16 protein-coding genes are annotated in these 24,179 nt (G+C 67.8%); 2 read left to right on the forward strand and 14 right to left on the reverse strand.

Translation table 11 applies throughout. From position 1 onward, the window contains the following. The first annotated feature begins 11 nt into the window (after window positions 1–11). Entirely contained in the window at window positions 12–4,412 is a 4,401-nt protein-coding gene (locus tag ASG27_RS02435; RefSeq protein WP_235503872.1) for a cellulose biosynthesis protein BcsC, read from the forward strand. Between the two features lie 178 nt (window positions 4,413–4,590). Here the strand turns inward: ASG27_RS02435 and ASG27_RS02440 are convergent, their stop codons facing one another. The 14 genes from ASG27_RS02440 to cysC form a co-directional block, all read right to left on the reverse strand. Beyond that, window positions 4,591–6,165, reverse strand: a complete 1,575-nt coding sequence (locus ASG27_RS02440; protein ID WP_235503873.1) for a hypothetical protein — start codon at window positions 6,163–6,165, stop codon at window positions 4,591–4,593. Window positions 6,166–6,625: 460 nt separating this feature from the next. Beyond that, complete coding sequence (locus ASG27_RS02445; protein ID WP_056411015.1) at window positions 6,626–7,339, reverse strand: Bax inhibitor-1/YccA family protein; 714 nt, start codon at window positions 7,337–7,339, stop codon at window positions 6,626–6,628. A gap of 146 nt (window positions 7,340–7,485) precedes the next feature. Beyond that, window positions 7,486–8,061 carry a hypothetical protein gene (locus ASG27_RS02450; protein WP_056411018.1) on the reverse strand — a complete coding sequence of 192 codons (576 nt, stop codon included), beginning with the start codon at window positions 8,059–8,061 and terminating at the stop codon, window positions 7,486–7,488. Between the two features lie 520 nt (window positions 8,062–8,581). After that, window positions 8,582–9,154 (reverse strand): single-stranded DNA-binding protein, encoded by a 573-nt coding sequence (ssb, locus tag ASG27_RS02455; protein ID WP_056411021.1) that lies wholly within the window; start codon window positions 9,152–9,154, stop codon window positions 8,582–8,584. 124 nt (window positions 9,155–9,278) lie between these two features. Next, entirely contained in the window at window positions 9,279–10,448 is a 1,170-nt protein-coding gene (locus ASG27_RS02460) for an MFS transporter (RefSeq protein WP_056411024.1), read from the reverse strand. 384 nt (window positions 10,449–10,832) lie between these two features. Continuing rightward, a complete protein-coding gene (locus ASG27_RS02465) occupies window positions 10,833–15,194 on the reverse strand; it encodes a DUF4347 domain-containing protein (protein ID WP_082485711.1) in 4,362 nt (1,453 codons plus the stop codon). Next, window positions 15,191–16,048, reverse strand: coding sequence for a sulfotransferase family protein (locus ASG27_RS02475; protein ID WP_056411033.1), 858 nt, complete (start codon window positions 16,046–16,048; stop codon window positions 15,191–15,193). Before ASG27_RS02475 ends, ASG27_RS02465 begins: the two co-directional genes overlap by 4 nt. A gap of 75 nt (window positions 16,049–16,123) precedes the next feature. Beyond that, entirely contained in the window at window positions 16,124–16,660 is a 537-nt protein-coding gene (locus tag ASG27_RS02480; protein WP_056411036.1) for a phage tail protein, read from the reverse strand. Between the two features lie 16 nt (window positions 16,661–16,676). Continuing rightward, the gene (locus tag ASG27_RS02485) at window positions 16,677–17,204 is read right to left on the reverse strand and encodes a phage tail protein (RefSeq protein ID WP_056411038.1); all 528 of its coding nucleotides are present in this window, start codon (window positions 17,202–17,204) and stop codon (window positions 16,677–16,679) included. A 22-nt stretch (window positions 17,205–17,226) separates the two neighbouring features. Continuing rightward, the gene (locus ASG27_RS02490; RefSeq protein WP_056411040.1) at window positions 17,227–17,745 is read right to left on the reverse strand and encodes a phage tail protein; all 519 of its coding nucleotides are present in this window, start codon (window positions 17,743–17,745) and stop codon (window positions 17,227–17,229) included. A 63-nt stretch (window positions 17,746–17,808) separates the two neighbouring features. Further along, a complete protein-coding gene (locus ASG27_RS02495; RefSeq protein ID WP_056411044.1) occupies window positions 17,809–18,309 on the reverse strand; it encodes a GNAT family N-acetyltransferase in 501 nt (166 codons plus the stop codon). Further along, window positions 18,299–19,468 (reverse strand): hypothetical protein, encoded by a 1,170-nt coding sequence (locus ASG27_RS02500; protein ID WP_056411047.1) that lies wholly within the window; start codon window positions 19,466–19,468, stop codon window positions 18,299–18,301. Before ASG27_RS02500 ends, ASG27_RS02495 begins: the two co-directional genes overlap by 11 nt. Further along, window positions 19,461–20,099 (reverse strand): aspartyl/asparaginyl beta-hydroxylase domain-containing protein, encoded by a 639-nt coding sequence (locus ASG27_RS02505; protein WP_056411051.1) that lies wholly within the window; start codon window positions 20,097–20,099, stop codon window positions 19,461–19,463. The genes ASG27_RS02500 and ASG27_RS02505 overlap by 8 nt, the downstream gene beginning before the upstream one ends. Further along, the gene (cysC, locus tag ASG27_RS02510; RefSeq protein ID WP_056411053.1) at window positions 20,096–20,779 is read right to left on the reverse strand and encodes an adenylyl-sulfate kinase; all 684 of its coding nucleotides are present in this window, start codon (window positions 20,777–20,779) and stop codon (window positions 20,096–20,098) included. The genes ASG27_RS02505 and cysC overlap by 4 nt, the downstream gene beginning before the upstream one ends. A gap of 257 nt (window positions 20,780–21,036) precedes the next feature. Here cysC and uvrA point away from each other — a divergent pair, with 257 nt between their 5' ends. Then, the gene (gene uvrA / locus ASG27_RS02515; protein WP_156370417.1) at window positions 21,037–24,084 is read left to right on the forward strand and encodes an excinuclease ABC subunit UvrA; all 3,048 of its coding nucleotides are present in this window, start codon (window positions 21,037–21,039) and stop codon (window positions 24,082–24,084) included. Window positions 24,085–24,179: the final 95 nt, after the last annotated feature.

Here is a 24,179-nt window from a genome sequence, read left to right on the forward strand (position 1 = left end):
AGAAGGAAGGCATGGCCTCCAAACACCGTCGTCACCACACACTTGCGCTGGGGCTGATGGCCTCGATGATGGCGCCCGCGGCCTGGGCCCAGACCGGGGCCGAGCAGACGCTGCTCGACCAGGGCCAGTACTGGCAGGAGCGGGGAGATACCGACCGCGCGGGCGAGGCCTGGCAGAAGCTCTTGCGCATCAATCCCCAGAACGCCCAGGCCCTGTACGGGATGGCGCTGGTCGAGCTCAACGCGCAGCGCCCCGAGGGCGCGCAGCGCTACCTGACGCAACTGCAGGCGGCCCAGCCGCGCAGCCCGCTGGTGAGCCGGCTGCAGGAGTCCATCCGCAACGGGCGCAGTGCCCCGCAGATCGAGACTGCACGCCAGCAGGCCCGCAGCGGCCAGGCCAGCCAGGCGCTGAGCACCTACCAGGCCGCGCTGGGTGACCGCGCGCCCACCGGCCCGCTGGCGCTGGAGTACTACCAGACCCTGGGCGCCACGGCGGGCGGCTGGGACGAAGCGCGCCGCGGCCTGGGCCGGCTGGCGCAGGAGTCCCCCGAAGACCCGCAGATCGCCCTGGCCCTGGCGCAGCACCTGACCTACCGCGACGCCACGCGCCGCGAGGGCATCGGCCAGCTGGCGCGCCTGGCGGGCCGACCCGACGTGGGCAAGGCCGCCACGGAAAGCTGGCGCAAGGCGCTGGCCTGGACGGGCACGCGCTCGGCCGACATCCCGCTGTACGAGAACTTCCTGCGCGCCAACCCGGGCGACACGGCCGTGCAGACGCGGCTGACCCAGGCGCAGAACCTGCAAAAGCAGGCGCAGAGCTCCGGCCGCCCGGCCGCAGGCGCCGACCCGCTGCGCCAGCGCACCACGGCCGGCTTCCAGGCGCTGGACGATGGCGAGCTCGATGCGGCGGAGACCGCCTTCTCGAGCGTGCTCGAAGCGCGCCCCGCCGACGGCGATGCGCTGGGCGGCCTGGGCATCCTGCGCTTGCGCCAGGAGCGCTTTGCCGACGCGCGCGGCCTGCTGGAGCGCGCCTCGCGCGCCGGCTCGGCCGGCCGCTGGAAGCAGGCGCTGGACAGTGCCACTTACTGGAGCCTGGTCGAGCAGGCCACCAGCGAGCGTGAGCGCGGCGACACGGCGGCTGCCCAAAAATCCCTGGAGCAGGCCGTGCGCATGAACCCGGCCGAGGTCACGGCACAGACCGACCTGGCGGACCTGCTGGTCGAGGCAGGGCAGTACGACGCCGCCGAAGCCGCCTACCGCCGCGTGCTGGCGCGCCAGGCAGACAACCCCGATGCCGTGCGCGGCCTGGTGGGTGTGCTGGCCCAGAACAACAAGGCGGCCGAAGCGCTGGCCCTGGTCGAGAAGCTCTCGCCCTCGCAGCAGGAAAAGGTCGGCGCCCTGGGACGCCTGCGCGCAGCGCAGGCACTGGGCCAGGCCCGCGCCGCCACCGAGCGCGGGGATACCGCTGCGGCCCGCGTGGCGCTGGAAGACGCGCTGCTCAACGACCCCGCCAGCCCCTGGGTGCGCCTGGACCTGGCGCGCCTGTACCTGCGCATGGGCGCGGTGGCCGAAGCGCGCGGCGTGATGGACGGCCTGCTCATCTCCAACCCCAACATGCCCGAGGCGCTGTACGCCAGCGCGCTGCTGGCCTCCGAAGCCAGCGACTGGCCGGGCGCGCTGGCGCTGCTGGACCGCATTCCCGAGAAGCACCGCACGCGCGACATCGCGGCCCTGCAAAAGCGCGTGTGGGTGCATGTGCAGGCGTCGGCCGCCTCGGCCCTCGCGGCCGAGGGCCGCCAGTCCGAGGCCCTCGCCACGCTGGCCCAGGCCGAGTCGTTTGCCACGCAGGACACCGAATTGCTGGGCGCACTGGCCCTGGCCTATGCCGACGCCGGCGAGCCCCAGCGCGCCCTGGGCATGGTGCGCCAGGTGCTGGCGCGCACCCCGCGGCCCGACGTGGGGCTGCGGCTGCAGTACGCGGCCACGCTGCTCAAGACGCAGCAGGACGTGGAGCTGGCCGGCATATTGCGCCAGTTGCAGACCGCGCCGATGAACGACCGCGAACGCAAGAGCTTTGCCGACATCCGCCGCGCGTACATCGTGCGCCAGGCCGACGGCCTGCGCGAGGCGGGCGACCTCGTCGCTGCGTACGACACCCTGGCGCCGCTGCTGGCCGAGCAGCCCGACGAGCCGCTGGCCATGGCGGCCCTGGCCCGCATGTATGCGGCCAACAACGACTATGCGCAGGCGCAGGCGCTGTATGCGCGGCTTTTGGAGAAGTCGCCCAACGACGTGCCCCTGATCCTGCAGACCGCAGCCATGGCCACGGGTGCCAAGGACTACGGCTACGCCGAGTCGCTGCTGTCCGTGGCGCTGGCGCGCGCGCCGCGCGACCCCGAGGTGCTGACCGCCGCGGGGCGGCTGTACCGGGCGCAGGGCAAGAACAGCAAGGCCACCGAGTTTTTCACCGCCGCCGTCGCTGCAGAGAACGCGCAGCGCGACGCCGTGCTGGCCGCCAGCGGCGTGTCCACCGGCCCGGCCCGCATGGGCAATCCTTTTGCCCAGCGCGCAGCCCTGCAGCGCACCAGCAGCGGCCTGTCGGTGCCTGGGTCTGCGTCCGCTGGTGCCATGGCGCGCACCCCGCTGGGCTACACGCCCCTGCAGTACGCGCCCCAGCCTGTGGCGCGCAGCAATGCGCCGTCGGGGCTGTACATCCCGGATCCTGCCGGTGCGAGCCGTTTTGCGCCCGCGCCCCAGATGGTGGTCCAGGCACCGCCCATGACACCGGCCAGCTACTACCCCGAGCTGGCCACGCCGGCCCCCGCTGCCGAGAGGGCCGCATCGCCATCCACCAATGCGCGGCGCAACGCGGCGGCGCCCACGGCGGGCCGCACCGCCGTGGCGCCCGCGCAGCGGCAGGCACCGGCGTCATCCGCCGCCGCTGCCCCGGCCGCGGGCGGCACTGGAGCGGCCAGCGTGCCCGCCTATGCCCCTGCGTACGCCCCTGCCTACGCGCCCGCAGCGGTGCCGGCGCAGCAGAACGCCTCGGCAGGCTACATAACCCCCGCGCAGGGCTATGCCGGTTATCCGGGCATGCAGCCTTCTGCACAGCTGCAGCAACAGCAGCAGCGGGCGCAGGCGATGGCCCCGCAGCCGTCGGCATGGTCCACCGCAGGCACGTTGAACGCCGTGCCGGACCCCACGCGCCCGCGCACGGCGCGCGATGAGCTGCGCGAGGTGCAGCAAAGCCAGATCAGCAGCTTTTCCGTCGGCGCCACGGCCCGCGCCCGCCAGGGCGAGGCGGGCATGAGCCAGCTGTCCGAGATCGAGGCACCGGTGCAGCTCAAGATGAGCGTGGGCGATGGACACCTCATCCTGGGCGTGACGCCCACCGGTGCCAGTGCGGGCTCGCCGGGCACGCCGTACGGCACCGTCAGCCGTTTCGGCGGTGGGCCGGTCACGGCGCTCGACATGCCCGAGCGCGCTCCGGGCTCGCAGAGCGACAGCGGCATCGGGTTGAGCGTGGGTTACGAGTCCGGCAACTTCAAGGCCGACATCGGCACCACGCCCCTGGGCTTCGGCCAGGCGGACGTGACAGGCGGCGTGCGCTACCGCATGCCCATCAACGACGACCTGACCATGGCCGTGGACTTGTCGCGCCGCCCTGTGACCGACAGCCTGCTGTCGTTCGCCGGGGCGCGCGACGCCCGCACCGGCGACCGCTGGGGCGGCGTGTCGGCCACCGGGGGCCGCGTGGACCTGACCTGGGACGACGGCGAGCTGGGTGTGTACGGCTACGGCTCGCTGCACGGGCTGACCGGTGAGCGGGTGCGCAGCAATGCACGCGTGGAAGCCGGTGGCGGCATGTACTGGCATGTGCACCGCACGTCCAACGCCGACCTGACCGCCGGCCTGAGCTTCACGGGGCTGTCCTACCAGCGCAACCTGCGGTACTTCACCGTGGGCCATGGCGGGTACTTCAGCCCGCAGCAGTTCCTCTCGTTCGGCATTCCCATCGAGTGGGCGCAGCGCAATGGCCGCCTGTCCTACCAGCTCAAGGGTTCGGTGGGCGTGCAGTACTTCAAGGAAGATGCCGCGCCCTACTTCCCCAACAGCCCCTCGCGCCAGGCGGCAGCGGCGGCGGCGGCCAGCGATGCGCTGGCGTTCGGCGAAACCGGTGCCACCGCCATCTACCCCGGGCAGTCGCGCACCGGCCTGGGCTACAACCTGGGCGCTGCCATGGAGTACCAGATGCATCCGCAGGTGTTCCTGGGCGGCCACCTGTCGCTCAACAACGCGCGCAACTACCGCGAGTTCGCCGGCGGCCTGTACGTGCGCTATGCGTTCCAGCCCTACACCGGCCTGCAGGCGTTCCCGGTCAACCCGCTGCGCTCGCCCTACGCCAGCAACTGATCACCGCGCCCCACGGTGCGGCGTGCCGGGCCGCTGCGGGCCGGTCCCGCCAGGACAAACCTGAAAAAGCCCCCCATGCCAGAAGCATGGGGGGCTTTTTTTTCAGCTCCTGCTGCGCGCAGGGCTGGAGGGTGGAGGGGGTGCCTCAGGCACCCCCCCCCCCGGATTCCACCGGCGCTCAGCGCGTACCGATGAAGATCGTCTGGAAGCGCTGGCCTGTCAGCGTGCGCGCAGCTGTCAGCACGCGCAGGCCCGTCACGGCCTGCCCTGCGGCATCAAAACGGGCGGACGCCACGCCCGTCTGGTTGGGCGAGCTGTTGAAGGGGCAGCCGCCGCCGGTGTAGGCCAGGTTCTGCACGCGGTAGAGATTGTTGCCGCCGCCTTCATACGCAGTGACCACGCCCGTGAGCGCGCAGCCGTTGCTGGTGGTGCCCTTGATCTCGCCCAGCGCGTTGAGCGTGAGGCTCATGCTCGTGCCGCCAAAGCCGATGGAGGGGCTGCTGTAGGTGCCTGCCAGGCGCGCGACCGACGAGGACAGCAGCGCGTTGTACGGGAAGGTGGTGTCGGGCACCATCGAGAACGACGTCGCCGCGCTGCCCTGGGCGGGGTTGGCGTAGGTACCGGCAAAGCTCACGCCGGTGCGCGCGTCGCCGCTGAGCACCATCGACTCGGTGTACTGCGTCGCCAGCGGATTCTGGTGGTTGAAGTAGGCACCGTCGTTGGAGCTCACGAGGCTGCTGCCGGGCGTGACCAGCAGCGTGCCGTACAGCGCGTCGTAGCCCGCGCCGATGGGGCGGTAGAAGAAGTAGCCGCCGTCGGGGAGCACGGCCGCGGACACCGACGTGGCGCCCGAGCCGCTGACCGTGCCGGTCCAGTTGCCCGCCGCGCTCTGGGCCGTGGGGGCGGGCGTGGGGTTGTTGGGGCTGTCTGCCTTGCCTTCCAGCACGAAGGTGTTCGCCGGGCCGGTGGCGTTGCGGGTCATCATCCAGATGCCGCTGCGCTCCGTGGCGCTCACGTCGAACTTGAGCACCGCGACGCCGGCCTGCGTGGTGCCGGCGCCCGCGCACAGGGTTTCATTGCCCGAGAGGTTCATCGACACGCCGTACACCGCGGAGTCGCTGGCGCGCGGGATCACCGTGCCGGTGACCGTGCAGGCACCCACCGATCCGGTGAGTGCGCCTTGCGCCGTGATGGACAGCACCCAGTTGCCCCCGAACACACCGCCGCCGCGGTAGGTGCCTTCCATGAGCGACAGGCGTGCGGGGTGGTTGTTCAGGTCGCTGTAGTTGAGCTTGAACGTGGTCGTGGAGCCGGTGGCGGCCGCCGTGGCCACAGGGTCGCTGTAGTTGCCGCTGATGGCATTGGTGCGGCCCGTGGTCGCGCTGGCCGATGCGGTGCCGCGCAGCGTCACGTTGGTGGCGAACTTGCCGTCGCGCACCGAGAAGTACGTGACCCCGGTGGCCAGCACCGTGGTGCGGTCCACGTTGAGCCGGCCGTAAAGGCCGTCGTACCCGGCAGAGCTGGCCGCCTCGCGCGCCAGGTAGAACTCGCCGCCGGTGCCCGTCGGGCCGGGGTCGATATAGCCGAACACCTGGCGCTGCAGGGCGCCGGTACCGACCGTGCCCGACCAGACACCGCCCGGGTACTGCTGCACGCCGGGTGCGGGGCCCACGTCCCCCCCGTCGGAGGAGCCGCCGCCGCAGCTGGCAAGCAATGCCGCACATGTCAGGGAGAGCCAGGAGAATTTGCGCATGATGGACTGGAAAGAAGATGCTGGAAATGACGGGAGTTCGGGGCGTGGCACTCTGCGGCAGCGTGGACTTGTCAGCCGCCTGGTGGCCGAGGCCAGCGCAAAAGACAGCGAGAGCAATGCCCGTCCAGCCCGAGAGACCGCCCGGCCAAAACACTGCGTGCGGGGCCGGGCTGCTGTATCCAATTGTGCCAGCTATAGGTAAAAAGGCCTTCTAAAAATCGCTTCCAGGCGTAGCGGCGGCCCCGGCGGGAATGACTGCCGTGGGCCCAGGCCGACGTGATCGATGGCTACGGTGTGGTAGCTATGAAATGTGTAGCAATAAAGGCAATCACAACAAGCGGCAGGGGCATTTTTGGCGTGTCCACCGCCGCCAAAAGAAAAGGCCGGGCACCCTCGCAGGTGTCCGGCCTTTTCAGCCTGTGGTGCCGCACCGTGTCTGGCGCGGGCTCGGCTGGGGGTATCAATCGTCGTTGGTCGCCAGGCTGATGAGGATGCGCAGTACGTACCAGAGCATCAGCGCGATGGAGGCGAACAGGTGCAGCGCAGCGCCTGCAGGGCGGTCGGCCGGGTAGTCGTGGATGATGCGCGAGGTGTCGTACAGCACGCAGGCGCCGGCAAACAGCACCATGATCCCGGAGAACCAGATACCGAGCTTGAAGCCGAAGATCGCACCGGCCACGATGGTGCCGAGCGCCACCAGGCCACCCACCTTGAGGATGCCGCCCAGGAACGAGAAGTCGGACTTGCTGGTGAACGCCGTCCAGGTGAGCGCCGCCACCATCAGCAGCGTGATGAACGCAGCCGCACCGATGGCGCCGGGCACCAGCAGCTGGGCGATGCCGAACATCGGCGCGAAGATCAGGCCTTCGGCGAGCACGTACAAGCCCAGGCCCATGAGCTGGGTCTGCGGGTTCTCGGCGTTGTCGGCCAGGTGGGATGCCAGCCAGCCCACCAGCATGAAGGCGCCCATGACGCCGAGCCAGATGAATTTGTTGCCGCTGCCCATCAGCATCTTGGCGGTGGCGGTGGAAAAGCCGCTCATCATCAGCACGGCCGAGAGCACGACAAAGGCCAGGATGGCCGCGCCCAGGTGCTTGTACGTCGAGACGATGAAATCGCGCCGCTCCAGCGGTGCGCCGGCGGGTGTCTGGGGTGACAGTGCGTTGGGATTCATGGTGTAGGTCCTCCGGTGATGAAACTTATGGTTGCTGTGATCACGTTGTGCGGGAGGGGCGCGCGCCGGGCGCTACCCCTCCCTCCCTCTCGTGTTGCTGGTGGCGTGCCGCCATGCAGGTGCATGGCCGGTGCGCGCTGGAGGCATCAGGCGGCAGCGGCCTGTGCGTCTTGCTGGTCTTCGCTGCGCCGCAGCTTGCGGTTGGCCCACACGCCGCCCGCGCCGATCAGGGTCAGGAAGATCGCGAAGATCCACGTGCCCGCGCCGCCGAACGACTTGGCGTTGGACTGCGCTTCGGAGAGCAGGCGCTGCTTGCTGGCTTCGTAGGCGATCACGGGTTGGCCGCCGGTCACGATTTCATAGACGAGGTCGTTGTCGCTGGAGTCGAACAGCGCGGTCACCTTTTCATCGATCAGGTTGCCCACCAGGGTGGGTTGCGTGCTGTGGTCGATGCGCAGCTTGCGGTCTTCGCCGCCCGCTTCGGGCTTCACGGTGATTTCGTAGTACTTCTTGGTGGTGCGGCGCTTGCGCGTCACGGTGACTTCAGAAGCGCCCGTCACGGTGCCGGCCAGCGACGTCAGCTGCTCGCGCGCCTTGTAGGCGTGGTCGCCGTCGGCTTTCCACTGGCTCCAGACCGACATGCCGATCAGGCCCGGGCCGGCCAGCAGCAGCAGCCAAGCGTAGCCGGTGATGAAAATCAAGATCTTGCGGACGAATCCCATGGAAAACTCCCTGTGTGTGTTGTGTGTGTTTTTTTGGTCCGCCGGCTCGCCGTTCAGGCTGCAACGGAGCACGCATTGGCGATAAAAACGCCAAGGCCGCGATGATCTGCGAGTTAGGTGTGAGGGATGTTTCAAAGTGTTGCGCGCGTAGCATGGATGCCGCAACTTGACAAACATGCCCTTCCCCGTCGCATGGAATTCGTGTAAGCCGTGGGTCAGTATCCAGGCCGCTTCAGCCTGCTGCCCGTCCGGCGTGGTGTGCCGTGCTGCTGGTGGCGGGGTGGCGGGGTGACAGGTGAGCGTTCGAACGCACGCCCCACGGCACGGCACTGAGCGAGCACAGCTTTCACAAAGGACAAGGGGTGGTCCAAGCCTGTCGCAGGGGTCTGCTGCGGCGCTGCGTTGCACAGCGCTGGCTTGCTATGGGGGAGGGATCAGAGCCCGGCCGCAGGCCGGGTCGCTGTGCTCAGCGGGCAGGGTGCGCACCGGTTGCGCCCTGCCAACCGCTGGCCGGTCTTGGTCAGAACGGAATGTCGTCGTCCATGTCATCAAAGCCCGACGCGGCACGCGGTGCCTGCGCTGCGGGCGCAGGGGCCGGGCGCTGTGCCGGCGGGCGGGCTGCCTGCTGCGGCGCAGGGGCTGCACGCCGTGGAGGGGGCGCCTGGTCGTAGCCGCCGCCCTGGTCGCCGCCATAGCCGCCGCCGTCGTCATAACCACCGCCGCCGCCTTGCTGGCCACCGCCACCGCCGCCCATGCCCTGGCGGCTGCCCAGCATCTGCATCTGGTCGGCACGGATTTCGGTGCTGTACTTTTCCACGCCGCTCTGGTCGGTCCACTTGCGGGTGCGCAGCGAGCCTTCCACATACACCTGCGAGCCCTTGCGCAGGTACTGGCCGGCGATCTCGGCCAGGCGGCCGTTGAAGACCACGCGGTGCCACTCGGTCGCTTCGCGCATCTCGCCGCTTTGCTTGTCTTTCCACTTGTCGGTGGTGGCAATCGTCACATTGGCCACCTGGTCGCCGCTGGGAAAGGTGCGCATTTCAGGGTCTCGGCCCAGGTTGCCGACGATGATGACTTTGTTCACGGATGCCATGCTGCTCTACCTCGAAGTTAAAGGGCGCCCGTCGTTGAGAAGGAGTCCGGGCGCCAAACGCTCCATTGTGCCGCAACGCCGCCAGCCCGGGCCACAAAGCAAAGCGCCTGGCCGGAGGAGGTGGTCAGCGTTTCACGGGCCGCAAAGGCCAGGTCAGCACCAGCCACAGGGCCGTCAGTCCTGCGGTCACCGCGAACAGGCCCGGTGCCCCCGCCCACTTCACCAGCGCGCCGCCCAGGGCGCCACCGGCAAACAGGCCCAGCGACTGCAAGGTGTTGTAGCTGCCCAAGGCCGCGCCGCGCAGCAGCGGCGGCGCCATGCGCGAGACCAGGCTGGGCTGGCTGGCCTCCAGTGCATTGAATCCGCAAAAGAACACGAAGAGCAGCGGCCCCAGCACCCACAGCGTGGCCGGCATGCCGCTGGCGGCCAGCGCACCCAGGCCCACCTGCACCAGCAGCACCAGCGCAATGGCGCCCAGCAGCGCGGCCCGCAGGCGCCCCGCCCGCTCCAGCGCGAACAACCCGCCCATCGCCGCAAACGACAGCACCACGGCGGGCAGGTACACCTGCCAGTGGTGGTCCTTGGCCAGGCCCGCCTGCACCAGCATGGCCGGCACGGCCACCCACATCGACAGTTGCACCGTGTGCAGCACGAAGACGCCCAGGTTCAGGCGCAGCAGATCCGGGTGGGCCCACACATCGGCCAGGCGGCCGCGGGGGGCGTTCTGGTGTTGCAGGGGCTCGGGCGGCACCCACCACAGCACCACCGCGATGCCTGCCAGGGCCAGGGCGCAGGTCAGGCCGAACAAACCCGCCAGGCCGATGTGGGCCGCCAGCACAGGTGCCGCCACCAATGCCACGGCGAACATCAGGCCGATGCTGCCACCCACCAGCGCCATCGCCTTGGTGCGCACCGCGTCGCGCGTCTGGTCGGCCAGCAGCGCCGTCACGGCAGCAGACACGGCACCGGCGCCCTGCAGCGCACGGCCCACCAGCAGCCCGGTCAGGGAGTCGGCCAGCGCCGCCAGCAGGCTGCCGGCAGCGAACACCAGCAGACCGAGCACGATCACCCGCTTGCGGCCCCACCGGTCGGATGCCATGCCCAGCGGCAATTGCAGCATCGCCTGCGTGAGGCCGTAGATACCCATCGCCAGGCCCACCAGCGCCGGATCGTCCCCACCGGGATACTTGCGGGCCTCCAGCGCGAACACGGGCAGCACCAGGAACAGGCCCAGCATGCGCAGCGCGAAGATGAGTGCCAGGCTGAGGCTGGAGCGGCGCTCCAGCGGGGTCATGGTGGTGGAAGGTGTCACGGGCGCGGAAGCGGCGGTTGGCAAGGGCTGGGGCACGTCGGGGCGCACGGATGGGGGCGTGGGTGAAAGCAAGCGAAGCCGCGATTTTCGCCCATCGCCTCGCGGGGGCTCCCAAACCGGTCTAGACCGGGGCTGATTCACGCGGGTTATGTGCCCCAAACAGGCGTGTGCTGTGGCGGTGGCCGCAAGCATCCTCTCTTGCACCGCATCCGCGCGGCGGGCCCGTGCCGAGCAATGCGGCCCGCTGGCCTGCGTGTCGGCGTCTCTTCAGGCGGCATGCGCAGCACGCGGCACGCGCATCCGGCTACCGTCCCTCCATGCCGCACCCCCTGGCTGTCAGGATGGGTGCGGCGATGGTGCTGCGCCTCAGCCGGCGCGGCGTTGGCGGTATCTCACTCCCAGCAAGCCGACGATGGACGCCATGAGGGCCAGCGCCCAAGGGTTGTCGACAGGGATTCCCACAGCGCCGCTTCCAGGTGCAGCCAGGGCAGGGGCGAACGGGTCGCGGATGGTGCCCAGCGCAGAGTCGGAATCGCCGACGCCGTTGTCGGTCACTGTGTAGACCACGGTGCGGCGGTCGAGGCTCAAGGTGGCGCCGGTCCAGGCGAACCAGGTGGAGGTGAGCGCGCCGGGCGTGGCTGGCCCGAGCTTCCAGAACTGCACACCTGCCGGGAGGGGATCCGGATAGTTCAGCGTGAGGGTGACATTGCTCGTGCAGCCCGTGGCGAGGAATTGGAAGCCGCCATGGGGAAGCGTATAGCCTCCCGGTGTACTGCCAGGCGTGATGAACGCTGTGCCGCCGCTGTTGAGCGTACAAGCGGCGCCGCCGCCCGACAGGGTGGCCGTGGCCAAGCCTGCCATGCCTGGCACTGTCCCGGACACTACCAACTGCGCATTCACGGCAAAAGTGCGGGTGACTTGTGTCGCTGCCAGATAACTGCCGTTGCCCGCCTGGTCTGCATTGATGGTGCAGTTGCCCGCCGTCAAGAAGGTCAGCGCACCGCCGGGAGTGATGGAGCAGGAGCCCGGCGAGCCGGAGGTGAATGTCGGTGACAAACCAGAGTCGGAGGTGGCTGTCAGCGTGGGGGTGGTCCCGAAGTTCTGCGTGCCCGGGTTGGTGAAGGTGATGGTCTGGACGGCTTTGGGCGTGACGGAGTTGGAGGCCGCGGAAGCCGCGCCCGTACCAGCGGCGTTGTCCGCCGTCACGGTGAAGGTGTAGGCCTGGCCGTTGGTCAGGCTCGTGACCACGATGGGTGACGACGCGCCGCTCACGGGTGCCACGTCTGGCGGGTTGGCGGTCACGGTGTAGCCGGTGATGGCAGAGCCCCCTGTATTGGTGGGCGCCACGAACGCCACCGACACCTGGGTGTCGCCCGCCGTGGCGACCACGGATGTGGGGGCGGCCGGCACAACGGGGCTGACCGTGAAGGAGCGCGAAACCTGGGGGGCAGCCAGGAAGCTGCTGTTGCCCGCCTGGTTGGCGTTGATGGTGCAGGTGCCGGCCGTGACGAAGGTCAACACCCCTGCGGAGGTGATGGTGCACACACCCGTCGTGGACGAGGTGAAGGTTACCGGCAGCCCCGAGGTGGAGGAAGCGCCCCCGCCCAGGGTGGACAGGTTCGGGCTGGTGCCGTAGGTCTGCGTCCCCGGATTGGCGAAGGTGATCGTCTGTGGCGCCGCCGGCGTGACCGAATTGGAGGCCGCCGAGGCCGGCCCCGCGCCCGCGCTGTTCGTCGCGGTGACGGTGAAGGTGTAGGCCACGCCGTTGGTCAGACTGGTCACGGTGATGGGTGAGCCTGCGCCGGTGCCCGTTATCCCCGTCGGACTGGAGGTGACGGTATACCCTGTGATGGCGGCCCCCCCGTTGCTGGCCGGTGCGCTGAAGGTGACCGATGCCTGGGTGTCGCCCGCCGTGGCGGTACCGATGGTAGGTGCGCCGGGCACGATGGCGTTGACCGTGAATGTACGCGGCACCGTGGTGGCCGCATTCCAGGTGCCGTTGCCGGCCTGGTCCGCATCGATGGTGCAGGAGCCTGCCGTCACGAAGGTCAGCGTGCCGCCGCTGGTGATGGTGCACACGCCTGTGGTGGAAGAGGTGAACGTCGGTGTAAGGCCGGACGAGGCGGTCGCCGTCAATGTGGGCGAGGTGCCGAAGCTCTGCGGGCCTGGGTTCGCGAAGGTGATCGTCTGGTTGCCCTTGGGCGTCACGGAGTTGGATGCGCCAGACGCCGTGCTGGTGCCCACGCCGTTGGTAGCCGTGACGGTGAAGGTATAGGCCGTGCCGTTGTCGAGCCCGGTGACTGTCGCGGTACAGGCTGCCGGCCCCGCGCATGTGCCAGTGGCACCTCCCGGGTTGGCCGTGGCGGTGTAGGTCGTGATCGCGGAGCCGCCGTTGCTGGCCGGCGCGGAGAACGTCACGGAGGCTTGGGCATCGCCCGGCGTGGCGGTGCCGATCGTGGGGGCGCCTGGCGCGGTGAGGACGTTCACCGTGTGCGTGCTGCCGCCGTTGTACGCGGGTATGGAGTTGCCCACACCATCAATGATGTTGGTGCCCCCATTGAGGTTGACCTTGAGGGTGCCCGTGCCACTGATGCCGGCGATGTTCACGTCGACGGTTGACCCGCTGCTTGCGGACACGCTGGCGATGCTGCCGGATGCCGAGCCCGTCCCCACGAGCATGAAGTCGTCGGTGGAAACGTTGGCCACGGACTCGCTGAAGCTCACCGTGAAAGCCATGCTGGTGGCGCCGCTGCCGGGCGACCCGTTCACCGCGATGCTGCTGACGAAGGGCGCGATGTTGTCCACGGCGGCGTTGGTGGTGTCACCCGTAGTTGTCACGTTGCCGGCGTTGTCCTGGGCGGTAACGACGACGTTGCGGTTGTTGGCAGCGATGCCCCCTGCCACGATGGTGTAGGTCGCCGTCCAGGTGCCGCTGCTGTTGGTGGCCGGCACCGCGGCACCGCCGCCGAACTGGGCGAAGTTCACCGTCACGCTGCTGATGATGTCGATGTTGTTGTCGCCGCCGGCCGTGTTGTCCCACGTCGCCGTGACGGTATCGCCGATCCGGTAGGCGCCCCCAATGCCCGAAGCACCACTGATGTTGATACTGCCGTCCGTAACGGTGAGGGCAACGCTGTCCACCGTGGCGTTGGTGGTGTCGGCCGTGGTGGTGCTGCCGCCGGCATTGGTGGCGGTGACGCTGACATTGCGGTTGATGGCGTCAATGGAGCCCGCCGTGATGGTGTAGGTGGCTGTCCAGGTGTTGCCGCTGTTGGAGGCTGTCACGGCAGAGCCGCCGCCGAACTGGCTGAAGTCGACAGTCACGCCCGTGATGCCGCTGTTGTTGTCGCCACCGGCGGTGTTGTTCCAGGTGGCGGTGACGGTGTCGCCGATCTTGTACGCGCCGCCGGTGCCCGAGGCACCGGAGATGCTGATGCGGCCATCGGTGACGGTGGGTAGCGGCGGCGTGTTGACGGCATTCTGAATGGTAAAGCTATCAAAACTGAAAAATGCTGGTTGGTCATTTGCCAAGCCGTTGCATGCTGTAGAGCAGTCGAATAGAAGTTTAAAACCTTTCAGCTTTTGACCCGCAAAGGTAGACAGCTTTGTGTTATCAAATACAAAGCTGTCTTGACCGGCCGTTCCATTAATGGCAGTTGAAGTTACTGCTCCGCCTGACTGCAAGTAGCCGACGACCCGGACGTTAGTGAATTCAGAGGCCCTGCCAGAAGCTGAAGGGGATTCAAAAGCTTGCACTTGAGTTAGTTCAAATGCAGTAGTATTTGTGCCATCTACTTGTACATAGAAAAAATTGCCTGACGCACCTGCCATATCTGGCGAGAAGGCATACGAGGTGCTTCCTATGTATTTGCCAATATTCGCCCCCCCTTTGACTGTTATCCTAAAGTCGTCTGAAGTTACTGTGGGAGTATAAAAACCACTCCAATTGACAGTCCCATTGAAATCTTTCAATCCCGCCGAAGCAACCAAAACCCCTGAGAAATCGAGCAAGGCCTTTTCTGAGAACGCCAGCGTTGATTCGATATTCCCACGTTTGACCTCTAGGTCCCAATCGCCCCCCAGAGCCTTGCTACCAGTCAGATTGCTAGACGCCGCTACATCAAGGCCGGTCTCTCGCTGAACAATTTCGAGCAACACGCTGCCTTCAGTGCTGGCGGCGAGATCGCAGCCATAGAACAGCAGGTCCGCACCGGGTCGCACCGCCTCGCGCAGCGCGGACAGCGCGGCCAGTTCCTCGTGGGCGTTGTCGGGCGTGATGCGGCTGCTGCCCAGCAGCAGCACACCGGCGCTGGCGTGCGACACCACGTGAATGGCCGCCAGGTTGCGATGTCCGCGCAGCGCATCGGCCAGCTGGGGCAGGCCGGGCCGCGACGGGTCGATCTCCACGGCCACCACGCCGGGCTTCAGGCCCCGGTACAGCGTGGCCTTGTCGGCGACGGAGCCGTCGATGACCACCAGTTCGGTGGCCACCGGCTGCTGCAGGATATCCAGGATGGCGACGTCGGTCGGCGCCGCGGCGTTCCGGGCCGATGGCTTGGCCTTCTGGGGCGCCGTGACGGCGGGGCTCAAGGCGTCTATCTGCAGGCGCGCATGGCTGCGCGGCTGATAGCCCCCACGCATCAGGTACCCCCCGGCCGAGGTGGCCGCGGCGTGGGCTGCAAAGGGAAACAGCAGCGTGGAGAGGCCGCTGAGCAGGGCACGGTTCATTGGGTGTCCTTGGTAATGTGCGTATTGGGAGCGTTGGCCCGGCGGGGGGCGACGATGCTGGCCGAGGTACCGGTCTGGTCTTGCCAGAAGTCCATGTCCTGGTACTTGGCGAACAGGTCCGGGGGAAGGATGCTGCGTCGCGGCTTGAAGGCGACCTTCTTCTTCACGTCGTGCAGGCCCTTGACGCCGAGGTGCTGGTCGAACTCGTTCTCGGAATACTCGACGTTGTCGAAGTCGTGCTGAAAGGCGTCCTCGCCCAGGAATCGGTAGATCAGCTCCAGGGTGCGCTGGGGGTGCTGCGTCAGGAGGTCGTAGTCCACCAGCAGAAGCCGGTCGGAAAACTCGCCGTAATAGGCTTCCTTGAGCGCGGTCCAGGCGCTGCCCACGGAGCCGCCCGCAGACATCATGACCTCGCAGCGCGAGTAGACCGTGTGCCGGCTCCCCGCGTTGTACATGCGGCTGTAGTCGAACGGGTTCTTGCGGTGGATGACTTCGAAGCTGTCCATCACCCAGGCGGGGTTGCGCACGCAGCAGACCATCTTGAAGCCGCCCACCAGCTCGGCCAGCTGGTGCATGCGTGCCGTCCAGTGGCGGTTGGTGTCAAAGATGACGGGCTCGGTCTTGTCAGCGTAGTAGGCATCGATCAAGGCGCGGCAGATGGCCTTTCGCTTGGCCGCGTCGAAAAAAGCGTAGGACTCGCTGCCTGCCCCCATCTGCTCCAGCACGCCGTTGACAAGGCCTGCCACAGGGCTGCTCATGGCCGCGTGAAAGCGCGGGTTCTGGCGCAGGATGCCTGCGAGCAGGGTGGAGCCCGAACGTGGAAGGCCGGAAATGAAATGCAGGGTATGCGGCATGTGGCAATGGGGGGCAGTGGACGCTTGCCGGGCGACTGCTCGTCGGTCAGTCGCCCGTCGCGTCGCGGGGCTGCGTCAGTTGCGGGCGGGGAATTCGCCTCGCAGCGCGATGCAGTAGTTCAGCACCAGGAAGGGCTGCCTGTTTTCGTGGGGCGTCGTCCCGCCGCTGGGCAGCAGCGTGTTGGGCGCCATCGGGGCCGAGGGGGTGCCGCCTGTCTGCATGTACTGGATGACACCGCTGCCTCCGCGTGCATCGCGGCTCAGGTAGCTGTTGCTGTCGGGTGCTGGCAGGGTGCCGATGTTGTTCATGCCGGTGATCTGGTGGTTGTGCATCGGCATTTCGGTGGACAGCAGCGTCACGCTGTCGGACCCTGCGATCTCGCCCCAAAACCATTGGCTCAGGCCCGGGCTCTGCCCGGGAGAGACGATCACGCGGCCTTGCAGGTCGGGCAGTCCGAACGTGGTCTTGCCGTCCCCTCCGTACGTGGTGCCCAGTATCGAGAACAAGGCCGTGTTGCTGGTGATGGGCAGCACCTGGCCGTTGCACAGCGCCCAGTCCTTGGGCGCGAAGCTGAAGGGAAATGCCCGGATTTCTCCAATGAACTGATCCATACGATTCTCCTGTTGCTCAGTTGCGGCTGGGGAAAATGCCTTCGAGGGCAATGATGTAGTTGATGGCCATGCTGGGCATGATGTTGTCGTGCGGCTGGCTGCCACCCGCGACCGTCACGGCAGTGGGCGCCATGGCCTGGGGCTTGGGGTCGGTGCCGGGCACCGGGCCGTAGAGGTTGTCGGTGCCGGTCTGCGCGAACAGCATGCCGCTCGCCCGGGCGCTGGTCGCCGTGGCGGAGGTGGCGTTGAACGTGTGCGTGTGCTGGGGCAACTGCTGGGTGAGCAAGGTGACGCTCTCGCTGCCGTACAGCTGCGACACCACGCGGGGGGTCAAGCCGAGGCCCGTGCCCTGCCCGACCGGCACCCGCCCGCACAAGTTCGGCAGGGCGAAAGTGTTCTGGCCGTCGCCCCCATACCGGATGCCGATGAGCACGTAGAGGGTCTGGTATTCACTGATGCTGAGCAAGGCTCCGTTGCACAGCGCCCATCCCCGCGGCGCGAAGTTGCCGGCAAAGAGACGGATATCTCCGACATAGCTTTCCATGGTGGGTCTTTCAGTCAGTCGTTCAATTGCGGGAAGGGAAGACACCGGTCACCGCGATGCAGTAGTTCAGCACCAGGGACGGCTGGCAGTTATCGTGCGGCTGGCCTGCGCCTTCCGTGCTGACGCAGCCAGGCGCCAGCGCCTGCACGGGGCTCGAGGCATCTGCATACAGGTTCACGGGATTGCCCCCTGCGACAGCCGAGCCGACCAGGGCGCCGGTGAATTCGGCGCTGTTGGCATTGCCTGCGGACGCCATCACGGCGTGGATGTGCGCGGGCATCTCACTCGCTACCAGACTCACTGTCTCCGAGCCTCCCAGGCTGCCGTACGGAGTAGCCTGCGCGGCATGCCGCACAGACCGTCCGCGCAGGTCCGGAAGCTGGAAGTTGGTCGTGCCGTTGCCGCCGTAGGTGACGCCCAGCAAGGTGAACAGGGCCTGGTTGGTGCTGATGGCCAGCGTCTGCCCTTGGCACAGCATCCAGCCCTTGGGCGGCCATTCGTAGGGCAGGAGGCGGATTTCTCCGAGGTAAGGGGTTGCCATGGGGCTCAGCCTTTCGTTATGGTGGAAATGAACGAGGGTTTCGCGCGTGGGTCTTCATGCGCTTCACGGGGGGAGAGGGCGCCACAGCATCCGCCATTGAACCGGTTGCTGCTCGGTGGCTTCGAACCCCAGCGCCAGGTACAGGCGAAGGGCGGGTTGATTCAGAGGGTCCACGGACAATGTGACAGCTTGACGACCCATCTCGCGCGCCTGGGCCTGCACCTGCCGGACCAGCGTGCGCCCATGGCCGCAGCCGCGCGAGTGCGGCGCCACCGCGAGGTCCACGATGTGCAGCGTGTCGTCGTCATCGTCGAGCACCAGGGCGCCGATGGGTTCGTGGCCGGCCAGCGCGATCAGTGTGCGGGCCTGCGGAAAGCGGCGTCCGTAGTCTGCCTGCCGGAAGGCGTACTGCTGGTCCACCAGCGCTTGCAGCGCGGCCGGCGGAAGGCCCAGTGCATGCAGGTGTGCGCAGTGCGAATCGAAAAGCGCGCGCAGGAACGGCGCATCCTGCGCGCCGCCCGGGCGCGTGTGCAAGAGCAGTGGGGACTGCGTATCAGCCAGCATTTGCCACCTCGGGTTCGGGCGCTGCCTGCTCCGCCGGGGACACCAGCGCCCGGTGCAGCGAAGACAGCCGCTGCGCAATGGCCCGGGACTCGGCGGCATCGAACACCGCGGCCTTGGCGCTGCCATCCGGCTGGAAGCGGATATCCGGAAGCTTGGCGTTGCGCTGCATGCGCTGGGCGATCCGCTGCTGGCCTTGAGCATCGCAGCGCAGGCCGAACATCCCGGCGACCTGGCGCACGGTGTTGCCGTTCAGCTGGCGGTAGTCGATGCAGGTGGTGTGTGGCTCTGCAGGGAGCGCCAGCATGCCCTCCATCAGGCCGTGGAGCACGCGGATGCGGTGCTCCAGCACCGAGGCATTTGCGGACACCATGAACACCGGCGCCACGCCGGCGAGCGATGGGTCCCCCGACATGTGCCGGCCCGCCTGCGCGTGGTGGGACGCGAGGATTTCCACGGGGTCGCGCACCAGCGCCACGATGGGGACGGCGGGGTACGCACTGCGCAGCATCCGTGCATGGAAGATGTCCCACGCATTCCACTTGATGACCACCCGGCGGCCTGGAAAAAGGCTGGCCTTCACATCGATCAGGCATTCGACGCCAGCGCGCTTCTCTTCAGGACTCAGCGCTGGGTCGACCAGCACCTCGGTGAGCACCGGGGACTCGGAGAAGACTGCCGCTTCGTCCAGCTCCGACAGGCAGCCGGACAGCAGCGTGGAGCCGCAGCGCGACAGGTGAAGGATGAACCCCGCGGGCCGGGCCCGGGGCACCCGCCGGGCGCAGGCCGCCAGGGCGCGCAAGGAGGTCCGGGGCGTGATCAGCTGGTTCAGCGTGGTGCTTTGCCAGCAGCGGCTCAGGTACTCGTCGTGGAAGGGTTCGGTGGGTGCGCCATCGGGCAGGCACCAGTGCAGGTGCTGGCCGCGAGCGTGGTAGCTGCGGGGCAGCCAGATCCCAGCCATGCCGGCAGCCACCTCGTCGGGCAGGTTGTCGCGGTTCAACGCGTCGAGGGCCTGCAGGATGTCCGCGTCGCTGTGGCCGCCTGCACCCCAGAGGCCCCGCAGCGCAGCCAGCAGGTCCACCACGGACCGGGCTTGCCGGCACAGCGCCAGCTGCTGCGGCGAGCCGAGCAGCGTGTGGTAGGCGTGCCGCAGGTCAAGCACCGAACGCACCTTCCTGGATGCGGCGCACCAGCCACGGGTTGGCCACGCAGTCCATGACCAGGTGCGTGCGTGCCGCCCGGCTGCGATTCACCACCGCGTGCTCCTCGTCGGCGTTGAAGTACCAGAACTCGCCTTCGCGCATGGGCACTTCCTGGCCTGCGACGAGGAAATGCACACCAGGATGGGTCCAGACCGGCACATGCAGGCGCGCCTCGCCGCAGCCCAGGTGCAGGCCATGGTCCCGGTGGGGCTTGATGCTGGCGCCCGCATGCAGCCGCATCAGCCGCGCGGACTTCAGCGGGCACTCCAGCCGGGCCATCAGTTGCCGGATGGCAGGGCAATCCTGCAGTACCGGCAGGTCGTTCCAATCGCGGGCTCCGTCGTTCAGGGCAAAGCCCTGCAGGATGGGGTGCGCCGCGACATGCTGGCTCTGGCAGCGCAGCGGCAACACGTCCCATGCGCCGTCGTAGTCACCCCGGTTGACGTGGGGCAGCCAGCTGCGTGCCATCAGCTGCGAGACTTCATCCTGCAGCGCGGTGATGGGCACGGGTATGCGCAGGCGCGAGAACAGCGGCCCGCGCACTCCCTGCGCCTCGGCGGGCGCGGCCGCAAGGGCCATGGGCATGCTCATGGCAGCGGCACGTGATCGGCTTCACGCGGGAGATGGGCTTGGGCTACGCGCTGTACGATGGTGGGCATCGTGTCTTGTGAAGGCTCCAGCAAGGCCAGCATCCGGCCCACGCAGGCATCGATGGAAAGCTGGTCCGTGCGCAGTGCAAGGTCGGGTGCGAGCGGGGGCTCGTAGGGTGAGTCGATGCCCGTCAGGTGTGACAGGGCGCCGCTGCGTGCCTTCTGGTACAGGCCCTTGGTGTCGCGCTGCTCGGCCACTGCGAGCGGTACATCCACGAAGACCTCCAGGAAGTCGCCGGGTGCGAACAGGTCTCTGGCCGCTTGGCGCTCCGCGCGGAAGGGGGAGATGAAAGCCACCAGCACCAGCACGCCCGCATCGACGAAGAGCCGCGCCACCTCGGCCACGCGGCGAATGTTCTCCACGCGGTCCGCGTCCGAGAACCCCAGATCCTTGCACAGGCCGCGCCGCACGTTGTCGCCGTCGAGCACATAGGTGCGCCTCAGGCCCCGGTGAAGCTCCACTTCCAAGGCGTTCGCCAGCGTGGATTTGCCCGCACCGGACAGCCCGGTGAACCAGACCACCCGCCCGCCATGCCCGGCCAGTTGCTCCCGGTCTTCACGCAGCACGCTGAAGGTCTGAGGGGTTACTGCGGATTGACGGTGGAGATCTTGGGGTGGCATGAGAACGTAACAGGCATTGCGAGCGTTGCAAACAAGGGTGCAGGGGGTTTGTGCGTGAATATGTGCGAATCCACTTGCGCACACAAGAAAAAAAATGACAGGTGTTATTTTTCTTGTGCGACACGTGCACCGACGGACCCCTGTGCTGTCAAACAACGGTGCGGTTAGAGGCCCCGTCCATGTCAATCCCGCGAGTCCATGGCACGCAGGAGGGCCGTGACCTATCATGGTCGGTTTTCCTGCACCAGGCCCCACCCGTGACCGACCACACCGCCCCGTCACCCGCCACACCTGATGACGGCACGTACCTCGCCCGCGCCCTGCGCGAGCAGCGCATCAGCATCCGCGGCGCGCGCACGCACAACCTCAAGAACATCGACCTCGACATCCCCCGCAACCAGCTGGTGGTGATCACGGGGCTGTCGGGGTCGGGCAAGTCGAGCCTGGCGTTCGACACGCTCTATGCCGAAGGCCAACGGCGCTATGTGGAGAGCCTCTCTGCCTATGCGCGGCAGTTCCTCGGGCGGCTGGACAAGCCCGATGTCGACCTCATCGAGGGCCTGTCGCCCGCCATCAGCATCGAGCAGAAGGCCACCAGCCACAACCCGCGCTCCACCGTGGGCACGGTGACCGAGATCCACGACTACCTGCGGCTGCTCTATGCCCGCGCCGGCACGCCCTACTGCCCCGACCACGGCCTGCCGCTGGCCGCGCAGACCGTGAGCCAGATGGTGGATGCCGTGCTGGCCCTGCCGGAAGACACCAAGCTCATGCTGCTCGCGCCCGTGGCGCGCGAGAAGAAAGGCGAGTTCACCGAGCTGTTCGCGCAGATGCAGGCGCTGGGCTACGTGCGCTTTCGCGTCGACGGCCAGATCTACGAACACGAGAACCTGCCTGCGCTCAAGAAAACCGAGAAGCACAACATCGACGTGGTGATCGACCGCATCAAGGTGCGGGCCGACCTGCAGCAGCGCCTGGCCGAGAGCATCGAGTCGGTGTTGCGCGTGGGCGGGCACGAGGGCAACGGCCGCGTGCTGGCGCTGGAGATGGACACGGGGCAGGAGCACCTGTTCAGCAGCAAGTTCGCCTGCCCCGTGTGCAGCTACTCGCTGCCGGAGCTGGAGCCGCGCCTGTTCTCCTTCAACTCGCCCATGGGCGCGTGCCCTGCGTGCGACGGCATCGGCCAGCGCGACGTGTTCGACCCGGCGCGTGTGGTGGCCTTTCCCACGCTGAGCCTGGCCAGCGGCGCCATCAAGGGCTGGGACCGGCGCAACGGCTACTACTTTGCGATGCTCGAAAGCCTGGCCAAGCACTACGCGTTCAACATCGAGGCGCCGTTCGAGTCGCTGCCCGCACCGGTGCAGAACGCCATCCTGCACGGCTCGGGCGACGAAGAAATCGCCTTCAGCTACATCATGGACAGCGGTGCCTCCAAGGGCAAGGTGTATGCCAAGAAGCACCCGTTCGAAGGCATCATCCCCAACATGGCGCGGCGCTACCGCGAGACCGATTCGGTGGTGGTGCGCGAGGACCTGGCGCGCTTTCGCAGCACCCAGCCCTGCCCCGAATGCCACGGCACCCGCCTGCGCCGCGAAGCCCGCCACGTGCGGCTGGGCGAGGGCGAGCAGGCCCGTGCCATCTTTGAAGTGAGCCACGCGACGCTGAACACCGCCCATGCCTGGTTCAACGACCTCCAGCTCACCGGCGCCAAGGCCGAGATCGCCGGCAAGGTGGTGCGCGAGATCGCCACCCGCCTGCAGTTCCTGAACGACGTGGGGCTGAGCTACCTGAGCCTGGACCGCAGCGCCGAGACCCTCTCCGGCGGCGAGGCGCAGCGCATCCGCCTCGCGTCCCAGATCGGCTCGGGCCTCACCGGCGTGATGTACGTGCTGGACGAGCCCAGCATCGGCCTGCACCAGCGCGACAACGACCGCCTGATCGCCACGCTCAAACACCTGCGCGACATCGGCAACAGCGTGATCGTGGTCGAGCACGACGAAGACATGATGCGCGCCGCCGACCACGTGATCGACATGGGCCCCGGCGCGGGCGTGCATGGCGGGCGCGTGATGGCGCAGGGCACCTACGACGAAGTGCGCGGCAACACGCAGTCGCTCACCGGCCAGTACCTGTCGGGCGTGCGCTCGATTGCCGTGCCTCCGCGCCGCACGCCCTGGCTGCCGGTGCTCGAGCAACAGGCTGCGCCCGTGGTGGAGGCCAAGGCCAAGTCGCGCTTTCCGCAGACCGAAGCCAGCAAACGCCGGGCCGAGCGCATGGCCGAGCACCACGCGCGCCAGGGCGCCCTGCAGGCGCTGCGCGTGGCTGGTGCCACGGGCAACAACCTCAAGAACGTGACGGCGGACTTTCCGGTGGGGTTGCTCACCTGCGTGACGGGCGTGTCGGGCTCGGGCAAGAGCACGCTGGTCAACGACACGCTGTACGCCGCCGTGGCCCGCCAGCTGTACCGCGCGCACGAAGAGCCCGCCGCGCACGACGAGATCGTGGGCATCGAGTACTTCGACAAGGTCATCAACGTCGACCAGAGCCCCATCGGCCGCACGCCGCGCAGCAACCCGGCCACCTACACCGGCCTGTTCACCCCCATCCGCGAGCTGATGGCCGAGGTCAACACCGCCAAGGAGCGCGGCTACGGCCCTGGGCGCTTCAGCTTCAACGTGGCCGGTGGCCGCTGCGAGGCCTGCCAGGGCGACGGCGTGGTGAAGGTGGAGATGCACTTTCTGCCCGACGTGTACGTGCCCTGCGACATCTGCCACGGCCAGCGCTACAACCGCGAGACACTGGAAGTGCTGTGGAAGGGCAAGAACATCGCGCAGATCCTGGAGCTGACGGTGGAAGACGCCGCCGCCTTCTTCAAGGACGTGCCGACCATCGCGCGCAAGCTGCAGACGCTGCTGGATGTGGGCCTGTCGTACATCCGGCTGGGCCAGGCGGCCACCACGCTGTCGGGCGGCGAGGCGCAGCGGGTGAAGCTGGCGCAGGAGCTTTCCAAGCGCGACACGGGCCGCACGCTCTACATCCTGGACGAGCCCACCACCGGCTTGCATTTTGCGGACATCGACCTGCTGCTCAAGGTGCTGCACCAGCTGCGCGACGCGGGCAACACCATCGTGATCATCGAGCACAACCTCGACGTCATCAAGACCGCCGACTGGCTCATCGACATGGGCCCCGAGGGCGGTGCCGGCGGCGGCACCGTGGTGGGCGTGGGCACGCCAGAGGACCTGGCGGCCAACCCGGCCAGCCACACGGGGCAGTACCTGCAACAGTATTTAATTGCGTTTTAGTCATTAAATTACGCAAAGTAACAACAAACACATTAAAGAAACAGGTTTGAGTCCCAGCGGCCTCGAGAATCGCCCCGAGATTTTCATGGCTAGTG

Origin of the sequence: Acidovorax sp. Leaf191, from assembly GCF_001424425.1 — a bacterium.
Classification (GTDB): domain Bacteria; phylum Pseudomonadota; class Gammaproteobacteria; order Burkholderiales; family Burkholderiaceae_C; genus Acidovorax.